The following is a 17286-nucleotide window of genomic DNA, read 5'->3' on the forward strand; positions in this document are numbered from 1 at the left end:
GGGAACAGCGCGAGCCGAAGACCCCGCAAGAAAACGTACTTGGTTTTCTGAGGAGGCTGAGGCCGTGGAAAGCGCAGTATCTTACCGTAGCGTTTCCTAGCACTCACCATTAATCAGAATGAAAGCAGCAAATTCACATGACAGTTACTTCGCAGTTTATGTGTTATGTATTTCTTTTATATTTTCTGAAGGTTTAAAAAAAGAAACTGGTTGGCCAGCTTCTTTTTGATTAATTGTTTTCTTTTTCTTTTTCTTCAATTAGTACAGCTTTTCTTGAGAGGTTGACACGTCCTTGACGGTCGATTTCTTTTACTTTGACCATAATTTGATCGCCAATTGATACAACATCTTCTACTTTACCAATTCTTTCTTCCGCTAATTCCGAAATATGAACTAATCCTTCTTTGCCTTTAAATAATTCTACAAAAGCACCAAATTTTTCAATACGTTTCACCGTACCTAGATACATTTGTCCAACTTCTACTTCACGAACAATATCTTCAATTACTTTTTGAGCTTTTTTGTTCATCTCCGTATTAGTGGAAGAAATAAAGACATGTCCATCTTGTTCAATATCAATTTTAACGCCAGTTTCTTCAATGATTTGATTGATTTGTTTACCACTTGGACCAATCACATCACGAATTTTATCTGGTTTAATATCCATTGTTAAAATTTTTGGAGCATAGTCAGACAATTCATTTTTAGGCTCTTGAATCGTTTCTAACATATGGGAAAGAATGTGCATGCGACCTATTTTTGCTTGGCTTAACGCTTCATCTAGGATTTCGCGAGATAAGCCTTCAATCTTAATATCCATTTGCAGCGCTGTAACACCTTTTTCTGTACCCGCCACTTTGAAGTCCATATCTCCTAAAAAGTCTTCCATACCTTGAATATCACTTAAGATTGAATAGTCTTCACCGGTTTTGACAAGTCCCATGGCAATACCGGCAACTGGTGCTTTTATCGGCACTCCAGAATCCATCATTGCTAATGTACTTGCACAAATACTTGCTTGAGACGTAGAACCATTAGATTCTAGTACTTCCGAAACAAGACGTATTGTATACGGGAATTCTTTTTCATCTGGTATTACTTTTTCTAAGGCACGTTCACCTAATGCACCATGCCCAATTTCACGTCGACCTGGTCCACGGATTGGTCCTGTTTCCCCAACACTGAAAGATGGGAAATTATAGTGATGCATAAAACGTTTGGATTCTTCTGCATCTAGACCATCAAGAATTTGCACATCACCCAATGCTCCTAATGTACACACACTCAATGCTTGTGTTTGACCACGAGTGAATAGACCGGAACCATGTGTGCGAGGTAATACCCCAATTCTAGAAGATAACGATCTGATTTCATCAATTTTTCTTCCATCTGGACGTATTTTTTCTTTTGTAATCAGTCGACGAACTTCTTCTTTCACAATTTTATCTAAAACAGCCGCAACTTGTTTTAATGTGTCAGCTTCTGCCTCAGCTTCTTCATATTCTGCTTTTATTTCTGTTTTGACTTGATCAATTGCTACCTCACGCGCATGTTTTTCTTGTACCTGTATTGCTTTTACTAGTCGATCTTTTGCTTTCTTTTCCACTTCTTCTACAATAGAATCATTAGGTTCAAATAATTTAATATCTGTTTTTTCTACTTGTAATGCTTCAATGATTTGTTCCTGAAAAGCTATTAACCGTTTAATTTCTTCATGACCAAACATAATCGCTTCTAGCATAATTTCTTCTGGTACTTCGTCTGCTCCAGCTTCTACCATGTTAACCGCATCTTTTGTACCAGCTACCGTTAGATCAATATCACTTTTTTCACGTTCATCTAATGTTGGATTAATAACAAATTTTTCGTCTACTCTTCCTACCACGACACCTGCAATTGGTCCCGCAAAAGGTATGTCAGATACGCTTAAAGCGATCGATGAACCGATCATTGCTGCGATTTCAGATGGTAAATTCTGATCCACACTCATAACAGTACTAATTACCTGTACCTCATTCCGAAAACCATCTGGAAACAATGGTCGAATGGGACGGTCAATTAGTCTTGATGTTAATACTGCTTTTTCACTCGGTCTACCTTCTCTTTTAATAAAACCACCTGGGATTTTACCAACCGCGTATAAACGTTCTTCATAATTGACGGTTAACGGGAAAAAAGGTAAATCTTTTGGTTCTTTTGAAGCTGTTGCAGTTGCTAATACAGCTGTGTCACCATAATGCACCATACATGCTCCATTTGCTTGTTTGGCCAACTCTCCAATTTCAACACGAAATGGCTGACCAGCTATTTCTGTTGAAAATACTTTCTTTTCTTCTACCATTATTGTACTCCTCTCAAAACAACTATGCTTGTACATTACTACTTATATTTTAGCACGTTGTTTCCACATATGTAACTAGTTCCATTTATTAAACATAATTCGGAATAATATTAGTATTTTCTATTTTGCATAGAAATAATCAATATGTCATGTATTTCTTTAACAAAAATCATGATTTCTGAAAATATATACATATTCCTTGTTAAGTTATTATTCCCACTAGTTTTTTACATACAGAAAAAGCGGGATCACTCCCGCTTTTTGTTGGTTTATCGACGTAAACCTAAATTTTGAATTAGTGTACGGTAACGTGAAATGTCGTTATTACGTAAATAATTTAACAAGTTACGACGTTTACCTACCATTTTTAATAGACCACGGCGTGAATGGTGATCTTTCTTATGAAAACGCAAGTGGTTATTCAAATTATTAATTTCCTCAGTAAGGACAGCGATTTGAACTTCTGGTGAACCAGTATCGTTCTCATGTGTTTTGTATTCTGTGATAATTTCATTCTTACGCTCTTGTGTTATAGCCATCCTATTCACCTCCTAATATTTCCAGTTTGAAACCCCAATCCCCTAGCAATCGCCGGAGAAATCGAATAGCCAAGTGGATGGTTTCCGTATTAAAGGTTACAACTTTTCGACTTAAAATGCAAGTGGTTTTATTCATTTATTGTAAAAAAATCACGAGTTTGTTCTTCATCTTCTTTCAGCTTATCTACCAATTCATCAATTCCTGAGAACTTTTCTTCGTCTCGAATATATTTTTTCCAATACACGACTATTTTTTCGCCGTAAATATTCTCATCAAAATCGAAGATGTGTACTTCAAGTTTAGTATTTTCACGATCATCTGTAAATGTTGGATTATATCCAAGGTTGGCCATACCATAAAATTGCTTATCTCCAACTTCCACTTCTACAGCATATACACCTATTCTCGGTAAAAAATAATAATCCTCAATCAGTAAGTTTGCAGTTGGATAGCCAATGGTTCGACCACGTTTATCCCCATGAATGACTTCACCTGTTAAGGAATAAGGCCTGCCAAGTAATATCTCTGCTGTTTTCATGTTCCCTTGTTCCAATTCATTACGAATCCTAGTTGAACTAATTTTATCTTCTTGATAATCTAATCTACCTATAGTTGTAATCTCAAGTTCGTTACCAATAAACTCATGAATATTATCCATATTACCTGAACCTTTATGACCAAATGTAAAATCAAACCCAGCAACTAAATGAGTTATATGTAAGGTCACAATAAAATGATTGATAAATTCTATTGGTGTTAACTTAGCTAATGATTGATCAAATCGAATAATATATAAACGTTCCACCCCTAATGCTTCAATCTTTTTAATTTTGTCTTCAATAGGGGTAATATACCGCACAGAATCTTTTTTCTTTTGCAATACTACAGAAGGATGCGGATCAAAAGTGATCACTGCAGATTCTTTTTTTGTTTGGCTGGCGATATTAATTGCTTGCTGTATTACCGCCCTATGTCCTTTATGAACCCCATCAAAAAAGCCAATAGCAGCTACTGTATCTGGCAAATTGTCTTTTTCAAAATCATGGGGATATACAAGTGATTGCACTTTCACCTGTTTCACCTACTTTCTTTCATTAAATCTGAAAACACGAGCTGGTTTTATTTCTTTCTTATTATCATGTATTTGATATATAGCTACAATTTGATTGTGATAAGTCATTCGAAAAAAAGTCGTATTAGGTATTGGACTAGGTAATGGAAATTTTTGCCCATGATATACTTTTTCCTTCGTATCCTCATCTACATCCAAGTTATCTAAATGAGCAAGTACTTTATTTATTGATAATAGTGGAATTGGTTCGTTATTCTGCAAGTGGTCTTGAACTTGATCAAGAGTAAACGTGTCTTGTTCTGACAAATTCCCAGTAGCTATTCTCACTAAATGGGACATATGGGAAGGAAACCCCAAAGCTTTTCCGATATCAACACATAGTGTACGGACATATGTACCTTTAGTACATGTAACTTCAAATTCAATAGCTTGTGTCTTATCAACTTTATCATATGTTGTAGACAAAAAACGAATATTGTGTATTTGCACTTGACGAAAAGGTCTTTCAACTGATTCATTGGCCCTTGCATATTCATATAGTTTTTTTCCATTCACCTTTACTGCTGAATATAGAGGGACTTGCTGTGTAATTTCACCACAAAATTCTTGCAATACCTCATGAATGGATTCTCTCGATATTTCGTTATCAACATTCTCTTGATCCTGTATTTCTCCTGTTTGATCTTCCGTATCGGTAGAAAACCCCAATGTTGCCGTTGCTCGATATGTTTTAGTAGTATCCATTAAATATGGGACAATTTTCGTTGCCTCGCCTAGACAAATAGGTAAGAGTCCTTCCACTTCTGGATCCAGTGTACCAGTATGCCCTACTTTTTTTGTACCTAGTAATTTTCTAACCTTAAAAACACAGTCATGTGATGTCATGCCTTTATTTTTCCATAAAGGTAAAATCCCGTCCATACGTTACCTCCACTTTCATTAAATGTAGACATTCAGAAAACCCTTGTAAAGACAAGGGTTCTCATTTATTTATAAAATATACATCCAGAGATGTCTATCTAGATCCAGAGCTCAGCGTCTAGGGTAATTTCCCTCAATAAAGAAAGCTTACTAATTGGTGGAATTCGCTGGCACTTTTTCTTATTGCTCTTCTTCTGATTCGTTTAATTCTTTAAGAATATGTTCGATTCGATTTCCTCTTTCAATGGTGTCATCGAAGTCAAACATTAATTCTGGTGTTTTTCTCAGTCTAATACGTTTACCAATCTCCGAACGGATAAACCCTTTTGCTTTAGCAAGTCCAATTAGAGATTCTTGCCTTTTGTTTTCATCACCTAAAACCGAGATAAAAACTTTTGCTTGTTGCAAGTCTCCGGTTACTTCTACATCAGTAATTGTAACAAACCCTATTCTAGGATCTTTCATTTTGCGGGATATGATATCACCAAGCTCTTTTTTCATTTGTTCGGCGACTCGATTAGAGCGTAATTCCCCCATCTATATCACCTCTTTCCTAACTTACATCATCTGATTTCAGTATTTGTAATAGTCCGTTCTATTTCCGTAAAGGAATCGAGTAGACTTAGTGCTTGTTGGATAATTTGTTGACTAATTTCACTCGATTCGGATACAGCGACTATCCCCAGCTTAGATCGTTGCCATAAGTCTTGATAATCCATTTCAGAGATAGCAATATTTAAATCTTTACTAAGACGACTTTTAATCCTTTTTAATACAGATCGTTTATCCTTTAAAGAATGACATTCATACAAAAAGATTTCAACTTCTGCATAGGTGATCATGAAATTTTAATTTCCTCCATCACATATGCTTCAATTACATCGCCTTCTTTAATATCATTGTAGTTTTTAATCGTAATACCACATTCGTAATTTTGTGCGACTTCTTTCACATCATCTTTATAGCGTTTTAATGTATCAATTTCACCTTCAAAGATGACTACACCATCACGAATCAAGCGAATACCAGCATTTCTGGTTACTTTTCCATCTGTTACGTATGCACCTGCTATTGTTCCAATTCTGGATACTTTAAAGATTTCTCTTACTTCCACTTGACCAATCACTTTTTCTTCAAATTCAGGATCAAGCATACCTTTCATAGCAGCTTCGACTTCTTCAATTGCTTTATAAATGACACGGTGAAGACGAATATCAACTTTTTCTGATTCTGCTGCTTTTTTCGCGTTATTATCTGGTCGGACATTAAACCCAATAACGACGGCATTAGATGCTGAAGCAAGAATAATATCAGATTCCTTGATAGCACCAACACCAGTATGAATGATGTTAACTTTCACACCTTCTACATCGATTTTTTGTAATGATGCTGCTAATGCTTCCACAGATCCATGTACGTCTGCCTTAATAATTACGTTAATATCTTTGATTTCACCTTGTTTAATTTGCTCGAATAAATCATCTAAACTGACACGAGACTGTGTACCACGTTTTTCTTCCAATTGTTTTTCTTGTCTCATTTCACCAATTTGGCGTGCTTGCTTTTCGTCTTTAAACACAACAAATTGATCTCCTGCTAATGGTACATCATTAAGACCTGTAATCTCAATAGGTGTAGAAGGTCCAGCTGAATTAATACGTTTCCCTAAATCATTTACCATCGCACGAACACGACCAAACGTATTACCAACTACAATGGGATCCCCTACTTTTAGTGTACCATTTTGAACGAGTAATGATGCAACAGGACCGCGACCTTTATCCAATTGTGCTTCTATGACCGTACCATTAGCACGTCGGTCGGCATTAGCTTTTAATTCTTCTACTTCTGCCACAAGAAGGATCATTTCTAATAAGTCATCAATTCCTTCTCTTTTTATAGCAGAGAGTTGTACGAAGATTGTATCTCCACCCCAGTCTTCAGGAATTAATTCATATTCTGTTAACTCTTGCATCACACGATCGGGATTTGCTCCTTCTTTATCCATTTTGTTCACTGCTATTATAATCGGCACTTCTGCTGCCTTGGCATGGTTGATTGCTTCAATGGTTTGTGGCATTACACCATCATCAGCTGCTACCACTAAAATAGCAATGTCAGTAACTTGAGCACCACGTGAACGCATGCTTGTGAACGCTGCGTGCCCCGGTGTATCAAGGAAGGTAACTTTTTTATCATTTTCTCTTACTTGGTATGCACCGATATGTTGGGTGATACCGCCCGCTTCACCGGCTGTTACCTTTGTATGGCGAATGGAATCAAGTAAAGTGGTTTTACCATGGTCAACGTGCCCCATAATCGTTACAACAGGAGGACGCTCCTCTAATTTATTCGGATCATCTTCATCAATATATGTTGCAAGGTCTGCTTTATCTATTTCTATTTCTTGTTCCACTTCTACGCCAAATTCACTACAAATTAATTCTAATGCATCTTCATCGAGATCTTGGTTTTTTGTTGCCATAACACCTGAAAACATTAACTTTTTAATGATTTCATTTGTTTTTTTATTTAATTTTTCTGCTAATTCTGCAACTGATATCGAACCAGAATAGGTTATTTTACTAGGCATTTGTGGTTGATTATTAGTTGGTTTTTTTGTCTCTTGTCTTTTGTCTTGTTGTTTATTATTATTTTTCATTTGTTTTTTTGATGATTGATTATTGTTAGGCTTTGTATTTGGTTGATTCTTTGCTTGTTTCTTTTTTGGTTGTTCTTTTGGTTGTTCTTTTGGCTGTTCTTTTGGTTGTTCTTTTGGTTTTGGTTGAAAGCTTTGATCAAGCTTTGTTTTCATATCATCTGAAATAGTAGACATATGATTGGAAACCGGAAGCTCTAATTCTTTAATTTTATTAATAACTTCCTTACTGGTTTTATTTATTTGTTTTGCGTACTCATATACTCGTATTTTTGACATACGTTCACCCCCGAATATTTTCATCAAGTAATGCAATCAATTTCTTCGCAAATCCTTGTTCATGAATGGAAATAGCTACACGACCTGATTTACCAACTGCTTGTGAAAGTGTATCTCGATCATCTACAAAGAAATAAGGAATGTTATAAAACGTACATTTATTTGTTATTTTCTTTAGTGTCTGATCACCTATATCACTTGCAATTACAACAATTCTTGACTTTTTTGACTGAATTTCTTTGACAATTAGTTCTTCACCAAACGTACATTTACCTGCACGATTAGCTAGCCCAATTATATTAAGATAAGATTTTTGATTGACCACATTATTCGCCTTCAATCTGTGTTCTTAATTCTTCATATATTTCTTGTGAAAATTTTACTTCTAACTGTTTTTCCAGTGTACCATTTTTTTCTGCTTGGTTAATTACTTGTAAATCCTTGGATACATAAGCTCCTCGCCCATTTTTCTTTCCAGTAGGATCTACAAAAACATCACCATCTTTAGTTTTCACTACTCGAATTAAAGACTGCTTAGGCATCATTTCTTGTGTAACAACACATTTTCTTAGTGGTTTCTTTCGTTTTTTAACCATATGAATACCTCCTTACTTAAATAGATCTTCATCCATATCTTCGTAGGATTCTTCATATTCCAAGCTATCCTCATATTCTAAAGCCTGTATACTTTCTTCAATCTCTTCTTCTGAAATGAGACCTTCTTCTTTAGCTTCAGATTCACTTTTAATATCAATTTTCCAACCTGTTAATTTGGCAGCCAACCTAGCATTCTGCCCTCGTTTTCCAATCGCAAGCGATAGTTGATAATCGGGAACTATAACAGTAGTTGCTTTTTCATCCTCATCAACATTTACCCGAATAACTTTTGAGGGGCTAAGTGCATTGGAAACATAGACAACAGGATCTTCAGACCATTCTACAATGTCAATTTTTTCTCCTTTTAATTCATCGACAATAGTTTGTACCCTTTGTCCTTTTTGACCTACACATGACCCTACTGGATCAATTTCCGGATCCTCAGCATGAACAGAAATCTTAGACCGATCTCCTGCTTCACGAGCTACAGATCTAACTTCTACTGTACCATCATAAATCTCCGGTACTTCCATCTCAAATAATCGCTTCAACAATCCTGGATGTGTCCGGGATAGAAAAATATTAGGACCTTTATTTGTATTTTCCACTTTGGTTACAAATACTTTAATTCTGTCATGAACATTGTATGTCTCGGTTGGCATACATTCAGACTCCGGTAATTTGGCTTCCACTTTACCCAAATTCACATAAATGAAACGACCGTCCATACGTTGAATAGTCCCATTCATTATGTCTTCTTCACGGTCTATATACTCATTATAGATAATGCCCCGTTCAGCTTCTCGAACTCGTTGTGTTACTACTTGTTTCGCAGCTTGTGCTGCAATTCGACCAAAATCTTTTGGCGTTACTTCAATTTCTACCACGTCACCAATCTCATACGCTGGATTAATACCTTGTGCTTCCTCCAGGGAGATTTGTTGATTATGATCTTCTACTTCTTCCACAATTTCTTTCTGTGCAAAAACACCCATCGTTCCAGCTTCTTCATTTAAATCCACTCTAACATTGGTTGCTGATTTAAAATTCTTTTTATAAGCAGAAATCAAAGCAGCTTCCAAAGCTTCCATAAGAATATCTTTATTGATTCCTTTTTCCTTTTCTAAATAATTCATTGCGTCGAACAATTCTCTGTTCACAAATGTCTCCCCCTTTAATCAAAAGTTACTGCTAGACGAGCTTTCGCGATTTTGGCAAATGGAATCTCCACTTCTTTTTGCTTCGTTTTTTCTTTATATCGAATAGTTGCGTTACCATCCTTGAAATCAACTAAATCTCCTGTGAATTCCTTTTCGCCAGAAATCGGTTCATATAGCTTCACATAGACATGCTTTCCAATATGTTTTTCAAAATCCGTTTCTTTTTTTAATGGACGTTCTACTCCTGGTGAAGAAACCTCTAAGAAATATGCTTCAGTAATAGGATCTGCTTCATCCAGCTTAGTACTTAGCCTTTCAGAAACTTGACCACATTCTTCAATATCTACACCATCATCTTTATCGATGTATACACGCAAAAACCAATTCGGTCCTTCTTTTTCATATACAATATCTACAAGTTCTAAAGAAAGCTCATCTAATATGGGTTGAACTAGTTCTTCTGTTTGTTGTACTATCTTGCTTGCCATTCTAATACCTCCTCCACTGCGGTTATGTCCTTTAAGATATATTTCCCATATTTATTAAACGATACACACATAAAATGATTCTAAGCCAAATGTCGGGTGTTAAGTAATCATTAACTTCTTATTCATTGAAGGTTTATAAATTTTTTCGTGATGAATACTTATTTACTGCTACAATATACCGGCTTTCCAAAAATTATATAATAGTTACTTCCTGAATAGGTATGTATCCAACAAACTTTATCGAACCCTTCACGCATAATTGAAGCCGGAATGATAAATCCCTTGCCAAATAATGGCAAGGGATTTATCAAAACCCTATATCGTTCTTAAATGAAGCTAAGAAGAAAGAGTGGGAATCTCCCACTCTTTTCTGTCCGCATCAAATGAAATCTGTTTAAAATATAGCATGAATGGTGGAATAATGCAAGGGATTTACAGGATTTATCCAATAAAAGTTCCATCCAATACCTAGTAATGGCTGATGTTCGATTAAAACAGGGATAATTGGTTTTTTTCTGCCATTCCGTCTAAACAACCATGCTGGTCAAGATATTCTATTACAGTTTTAGAAATGCGGCTACGTTCTCGTAAATCTTCTTTAGACAAGAATTCACCGTCTTTTCGCACTTTTTCAATATTAATTGCAGCATTTGTACCTAACCCATCCACAGCATTAAACGGTGGAATCAGACTGTCTCCATCTACTAAAAATTCCGTTGCAGAGGAACGGTACAAGTCTACTTTTTGAAAATAGAAACCTCGTTCATTCATTTCTAAGGCTAATTCTAAAACAGTAAGTAAACTTTTTTCTTTAGGTGGAGCATCGTTACCTTTATCCAATATTTCCTTGATTCGTTTGCGCATTGCTTCTGAACCCTTGACCATTGTATCTAATTCAAAATCACCTGCTCTTACAGTAAAGTAAGCTGCATAGAAATAAATAGGATAATGCACTTTAAAATAGGCAATTCGAATCGCCATTAGTACATATGCTGCCGCGTGTGCTTTCGGGAACATGTATTTTATCTTTTTGCAAGAATCTATATACCAGTCGGGAACATCATGTTTCTTCATTTCTTCGATCCATTCCGGTTCTAAGCCTTTCCCCTTACGAACAAATTCCATAATTTTAAAGGCCAGTGATGCTTCTAATCCTTTATGCATTAAGTACACCATAATATCATCACGACAACCTATAACATCTGGCAAACCACAAATACCATTATTGATAAGCTCTTGTGCATTACCTAACCATACATCAGTCCCATGACTCAGACCGGATATAATGACTAATTCAGCGAATGTTTTAGGCTTAGTATCTTCAAGCATCTGGCGTACGAATCTTGTACCAAACTCAGGTACACCTAATGTGCCTGTCTTACACATAATTTGTTCTTCTGTAACACCTAATACTTCAGGACCTGAAAAAATCTTCATGACTTCATCGTCATGAGTCGGTATTGTTTGTGGGTCCATTCCACTTAAATCTTGCAACATGCGGATCATGGTTGGATCATCGTGGCCTAGTATATCAAGTTTCAACAAATTATCGTGTATCGAGTGGAAATCGAAGTGTGTTGTCAGCCATTCTGAGTTTCTATCATCTGCTGGATATTGAATTGGTGTAAAATCATATATTTCTTTATCATCTGGTACAACAATAATACCACCAGGGTGTTGTCCAGTTGTCCGCTTAGCACCAGTACATCCTTTTACCAAACGATCGATTTCCGCTTGCTTCAGCGTTAATTCTTTGTCACCCGCATATCCTTTAACATAACCGTAAGCTGTTTTTTCTGCCACCGTACCAATTGTTCCTGCACGGTATACATTATCTTCTCCAAAAAGCACTTTTGTATAGTTATGGGCACGCGGTTGATATTCACCGGAGAAGTTCAAGTCAATATCAGGTACCTTATCCCCTTTAAATCCTAAGAAAGTCTCAAATGGAATATCTTGTCCATCTTTCTTCAATTCTGCATTACATTCAGGGCACTTCTTGTCTGGCAAATCAAAACCACTACCAACGGAACCATCATTGAAAAATTCGTTATACTTACATTCCGGACATACATAGTGTGGAGGTAATGGGTTAACTTCTGTGATCTCTGTAAAAGTTGCAATCAATGAAGAACCGACAGACCCCCGTGAACCTACTAAATACCCATCATCTAATGATTTTTTCACTAATTTTTGCGAAATTAAATAAATAACCGCAAAACCATGGCCGATAATACTCTTCAGTTCCTTTTCTACTCGACTTTCAATAATTTCTGGAATCTGGTCGCCATAGACAGATTTAGCAAAGTTATAGCTTAATTCTCGAATTTCTTCATCTGCACCATCGATATTTGGTGTATAAAGATCCTCTTTTACTGGTTTTATCTCATCGATTTGGTCGACGAGTGCGTTCGGATTGGTGATGACTATTTTTTTTGCTTTTTCTTCTCCCAAAAATGAGAATGCCGCCATCATTTCGTTTGTTGTACGAAAATATGTGTTCGGTAATGTTTGTCTATTTAATGGATTACCACTTTGTGAAGAAATCAGTATTTGCCGATAGACACTATCATTCTTTTCTAAATGATGGACATTTCCCGTAGCCACGCATGGCTTATCTAGTTCTTCAGCAAGTTGAACAATATTACGAATAATATCGAATAACTGCGCTTCATTCTGAACTAATTCTCTATCATAAAGATGCACAAAATTCTCGGGAGGTTGGACTTCTACAAAATCATAGAACTGTGCCACTTTTTCAGCTTGTTCTTTTGACTTTTGCATCATCGTTTCGAATACTTCTCCTTTATCACATGCCGTACCTACTAAAATACCTTTTCGAAATTGTTGTAACTTTGACCTCGGTATACGTGGGACACGGTAGAAATAATCGATATGTGCTAATGAAACCAATTTGTAAATATTTTTCAACCCTTCTTGATCTACTGCTAACAAAGTAGCATGGAAAGGGCGGGAACGTTGATAAGCATTTCCTTCTCCCATGTGCTGATTAAATTGGTTATGATTATCAATTCCACGCTCAATTGATAATTTAACAAACTTCCATAATAAATAACCTGTTGCTTCTGCATCATAAATGGCACGGTGGTGCTGGGTAAGCTCAATATCAAGTTTCTTACAAAGTGAGTTCAAACGGTGATTCTTTAATTCCGGGAACAGCAAACGCGCTAATTCCAAGGTGTCAATTACAGGATTACTTGCCTCTTCATAACCTATACGCTTAAACCCTGTATTTAGGAACCCCATATCAAAATCAGCATTATGTGCTACTAAAATAGCATCTCCCATCCATTCACTAAATTCCTTTAATACTTCATCGACTTCTGGGGCGTCTTTAACCATATCATCTGTAATTCCAGTCAAATTGGTAGTGGTATCAGATAAAGGATGATGAGGATTTGCAAAAGATTCATAGCGATCTATAATTTCGCCATTATGCACTTTAACGGCAGCAAGTTCAATAATCGTGTCATATATTGCAGATAAACCCGTCGTCTCCACGTCAAATACGACATATGTAGCATCTGTTAATATACGATCAGATTCATTATAAGCAATTGGTACACCATCATCAACAACGTTTGCTTCTACGCCGTATACAATTTTCACACCATGCTTTTGTCCGGCAGCATATGCTTCTGGATACGCCTGCGCAACCGCATGATCCGTAATGGCAATAGCTTTATGCCCCCATTTTCCAGCTTGTTCAACCAATTTCGAAGCAGACACAACTGCATCCATTTGGCTCATTAAAGTATGCGTATGTAATTCAACACGTTTTTCTTCTTTATATCCTTGATCTTCTCGTGTAACGGAAGCTGCCTGTTGAATATCCTTTGCCATCATCGTTAATTCATTCGTGAAATTATCCGTCTGTACTATTCCTTTAGCTTTAATCCACATATCTTCTTTTAACTGCTTAAACTTATCAACATCTTGATCCCCTTTTGAAAACATCTTAATTTGAAAAGAATCAGTATAGTCTGTCACTTTAAGTATCAATAAATGTCGACCAGATCGTAATTCTCTGATGTCAGCATCAAATACAAATCCTTGAAAGACAACATTTTTTTCTTCTTCTATGACATCCTCCATAGGTATAGCATTTTCTTTGATAGGATAACCAAGCTGAACAGGTCCTGAGGGACTCTCTGGTTTCGCTTCTTTTGCTCGTTTCTCTTGCTCTTTAAAAGCTTCTTCCACTTTTTTGCGGTCTTCCATTGCTTTTTCCTGTTGGAATTTTTCGATTTCCTCTTGTTGTGCAGCTACTTCGAGTTTAATGACTTGTTTTGGTATTCCGACTTTCGTACAGAATTGATCAAATTGAGTTTGAATTGCTTTACCCCACTGTGCTTCAATTTGATTACTCACAGTTAACATAATATTATTATCGTTAAATAGAGGTTTTTTATGTTCAAAAGCACGATATTTAGGCGATTCACTCATCAATTCTGATAAAAAGATTTGCCAATAGTGGAATCGTTCCTGTTCATCTAAAGTGTGTTGATCAACTTTAATGGTCCAAGAAACTCTGGCAATAGATGAAAATGCTTCGGTTAATTTCAAAATAAATGCTTGATATATATCTGCTGGAATAGTCTGTTCAAGGTGAAAATAAAAGTGCCATAATTGATTCGACCGATATACTTCCAGTTTTTCAATTGCACCATTTTGAAAGTATTTGTTCTTCATATCATCGGCAATACCAACCTGCTTCATTAGTAACTGAAATTTTTCCTGATTAGAGATACTCATTTTCGATCTCCTTTACCTATTAATCTTTTCTATTATTTTATCATAAGACAAAACCGACCAAAACCAGTACGATCCATCACTTCTCCATTGTCTGTAATAGATACAAACTGCGCACAAGTGAAAATTCATTTTGGGAGAGATGTTCTTCCATTCTTCTGGAAGTGACTGCTAATTCATCGCTGCGGAAAAATACTCCCTTTCACCCGAGGGCACAAGTACAACATCTACTCAAGCAGAAATCGCCTTCGTAGTGTTTTCTATGCCGGGGGCACGGCCTCAGCTAACTTGGTGAAGAAAACCACTTCACCAAGTGGATCTTCGGCTCGCGCTATTCCCCCAGGAGTGTCGCATTTTTCCGCAGCTTAGAATAGTGTTCTGTTCAAAAAGACAGGGAATCCATAGAATAGAATATCAATAGTTCTATTCTTTCCGTTATCAGAACACTATGCAAAGCGTAGGCAGAATACGCAGACTCCTACGGGAACAGCGCGAGCCGAAGGCCCCGCAAGAAAACGTACTAGGTTTTCTGAGGAGGCTAAGGCCGTGCCCGTGGAAAGCGAAGTATTCTGCCGAAGCGTTTCCCAGCACTCACCATCAAAAAGGAGGAAGAAAGCAAATCCACGCAAAAAGTTACTGCGCAGTTTATGGTAAATACAACATATTTTGGATTTTTCTCTTCATTTAAATAGATAATTCCCTTGCCTGCGATGTAGAGACAAGGGAATATGATTATTACAACAATGAACTGATTTTTTCTACTAATTCTGATACGTGAAGATCTTCTTGCTCACCGTTCTCTCTTAGCTTGCACTCCACATAGCCTTCTTGAGCTTTTTTACCAACCGTTATTCTTACTGGTAATCCAATTAAATCACTATCAGCAAACTTAACACCTGGTCGTTCTTTACGATCATCAAATAAAACGGAGATATTGTTTTGTTGCAATTGTTTATAAATATCTTCTGATAAATCTAGTTGATCCTGTTTTTTCGGGTTCACTGCAATTAAATGGACATGATAAGGTGTTATTTCTTTTGGCCATTTAATGCCATTCTCATCATGGTATTGTTCCACAATCGAAGCTAATGTACGTGAAACACCAATACCATAACATCCCATTGTCATTGTTTCCTGTTTACCTTGTTCGTTTAAATATTGTGCACCTAACTTTTCAGCATAGAATTGACCTAATTTGAATATATGTCCTACTTCAATTCCTTTGGCAAATTTGATTTTTCCCTGGCCGTCTGGGGAAGGGTCCCCTTCTTTGATAAAACGAAGATCTTGATAGGAAGATGCATTGAAATCCCGATCAGGGTTTACATTCTGATAATGTTTGTCATTTTCATTGGCACCGCAATAGCCATTGCGGATAGCAGCAACTGCATGATCTGCAACTACTTCTAAGTCTTTAGGTACATGAACAGGTCCAATGGAGCCTACCTTTGTATTTAATAGTTGTTTCGTTTCTTTTTCAGATGCTAATTCTACATGAGTAGCGTCTAATGCATTCTTCAGTTTAATATCATTAATTTCATGGTCTCCACGGGACAAGACTAATACATATCTTTCATCTACTTTGAACAGTAAAGACTTGATCCCTTTAGCTAAAGGTTGTCCTAAAAATTGAGAGACCTCATCCATTGTATTATAACCTGGAGTATCAACTATCTCTAATTCCAGTGCAGTTTCATCACTTTGTTCATAGGTAACATTGACTGCTGCCATTTCAATATTGGCTGCAAAATCAGAAGTGTCAGAAAATGCAATCGTATCTTCACCTATCTCAGATAATACCATGAACTCATGGGTATCTTTACCACCCATTGCACCTGAATCGGCAATAACCGCCCGGAAATTCAAACCACAACGCGTGAAAATATTTTGATAAGCTTGGAACATTTTCTGATACGCTTCATCCAGACTCTCTTGATTAGTATGGAACGTATAGGCGTCTTTCATGATAAATTCTCTACCTCTTAAAAGACCAAATCTCGGGCGCTTTTCATCGCGAAATTTAGTTTGAATCTGGTACACATACAGAGGCAGTTTTTTATAACTTTTTACTTCATCACGGATAAGACTTGTAACGACTTCCTCATGAGTGGCACCTAATGCAAATTCTCTTTCGTGGCGGTCATGCAATCGCATCAATTCAGGCCCCATACTATACCATCTTCCTGTTTCTTTCCACAGCTCAGACAGTTGCAGAGAAGGCATTAACATCTCTACAGAACCTGCTTTTTCCATTTCTTCACGTACAATTTTTTCAACATTTTTTAACACTTTATTCCCCATTGGTAAAAAGCTGTATACACCTGAAGCTGTTTGTCTAATATATCCTGCACGAACTAACAACTGATGACTTTTAATCTCAGCGTCTGCAGGTGTTTCCTTCAGTGTTGGGATTAATGTTTGACTTTGTCTCATCTTTTAATCTCACCTCGTTAATT

Annotated in this window: 13 protein-coding genes; all 13 read right to left on the bottom strand. The window is 36.6% G+C overall.

Annotation, left to right across the window (positions count from 1 at the left end):
* Positions 1 to 229 precede the first annotated feature (229 nt).
* Complete coding sequence (gene pnp, locus BM121_RS18310) at positions 230 to 2341, bottom strand: polyribonucleotide nucleotidyltransferase (RefSeq protein WP_091485384.1); 2112 nt, start codon at positions 2339 to 2341, stop codon at positions 230 to 232.
* 269 nt (positions 2342 to 2610) lie between these two features.
* Entirely contained in the window at positions 2611 to 2880 is a 270-nt protein-coding gene (gene rpsO, locus BM121_RS18315; RefSeq protein ID WP_091485385.1) for a 30S ribosomal protein S15, read from the bottom strand.
* A gap of 128 nt (positions 2881 to 3008) precedes the next feature.
* Positions 3009 to 3953 (bottom strand): bifunctional riboflavin kinase/FAD synthetase, encoded by a 945-nt coding sequence (locus BM121_RS18320; RefSeq protein ID WP_091485387.1) that lies wholly within the window; start codon positions 3951 to 3953, stop codon positions 3009 to 3011.
* 9 nt (positions 3954 to 3962) lie between these two features.
* Positions 3963 to 4874, bottom strand: a complete 912-nt coding sequence (gene truB, locus BM121_RS18325) for a tRNA pseudouridine(55) synthase TruB (RefSeq protein WP_091485388.1) — start codon at positions 4872 to 4874, stop codon at positions 3963 to 3965.
* Between the two features lie 180 nt (positions 4875 to 5054).
* Positions 5055 to 5411, bottom strand: coding sequence for a 30S ribosome-binding factor RbfA (gene rbfA, locus BM121_RS18330; protein ID WP_091485390.1), 357 nt, complete (start codon positions 5409 to 5411; stop codon positions 5055 to 5057).
* Positions 5412 to 5437: 26 nt separating this feature from the next.
* Positions 5438 to 5716 carry a DUF503 domain-containing protein gene (locus tag BM121_RS18335; RefSeq protein ID WP_091485391.1) on the bottom strand — a complete coding sequence of 93 codons (279 nt, stop codon included), beginning with the start codon at positions 5714 to 5716 and terminating at the stop codon, positions 5438 to 5440.
* Positions 5713 to 7812 (bottom strand): translation initiation factor IF-2, encoded by a 2100-nt coding sequence (infB, locus tag BM121_RS18340; protein ID WP_091485393.1) that lies wholly within the window; start codon positions 7810 to 7812, stop codon positions 5713 to 5715. Before infB ends, BM121_RS18335 begins: the two co-directional genes overlap by 4 nt.
* Positions 7813 to 7816: 4 nt before the next feature.
* Positions 7817 to 8137, bottom strand: a complete 321-nt coding sequence (locus tag BM121_RS18345) for a ribosomal L7Ae/L30e/S12e/Gadd45 family protein (RefSeq protein WP_091485395.1) — start codon at positions 8135 to 8137, stop codon at positions 7817 to 7819.
* Between the two features lies 1 nt (position 8138).
* Positions 8139 to 8408, bottom strand: a complete 270-nt coding sequence (gene rnpM, locus BM121_RS18350) for an RNase P modulator RnpM (protein ID WP_091485397.1) — start codon at positions 8406 to 8408, stop codon at positions 8139 to 8141.
* Positions 8409 to 8420: 12 nt separating this feature from the next.
* On the bottom strand, positions 8421 to 9569 hold the full coding sequence (gene nusA, locus BM121_RS18355) for a transcription termination factor NusA (protein ID WP_091485398.1): 1149 nt from the start codon (positions 9567 to 9569) through the stop codon (positions 8421 to 8423).
* A gap of 14 nt (positions 9570 to 9583) precedes the next feature.
* Positions 9584 to 10057, bottom strand: coding sequence for a ribosome maturation factor RimP (rimP, locus tag BM121_RS18360; protein ID WP_091485400.1), 474 nt, complete (start codon positions 10055 to 10057; stop codon positions 9584 to 9586).
* A 489-nt stretch (positions 10058 to 10546) separates the two neighbouring features.
* Positions 10547 to 14833 carry a PolC-type DNA polymerase III gene (locus tag BM121_RS18365; protein WP_091485401.1) on the bottom strand — a complete coding sequence of 1429 codons (4287 nt, stop codon included), beginning with the start codon at positions 14831 to 14833 and terminating at the stop codon, positions 10547 to 10549.
* Positions 14834 to 15565: 732 nt separating this feature from the next.
* Positions 15566 to 17263, bottom strand: coding sequence for a proline--tRNA ligase (locus BM121_RS18370; protein WP_091485403.1), 1698 nt, complete (start codon positions 17261 to 17263; stop codon positions 15566 to 15568).
* Positions 17264 to 17286: the final 23 nt, after the last annotated feature.

The organism is Gracilibacillus orientalis (genome assembly GCF_900114645.1).
GTDB lineage: Bacteria > Bacillota > Bacilli > Bacillales > Amphibacillaceae > Gracilibacillus > Gracilibacillus orientalis.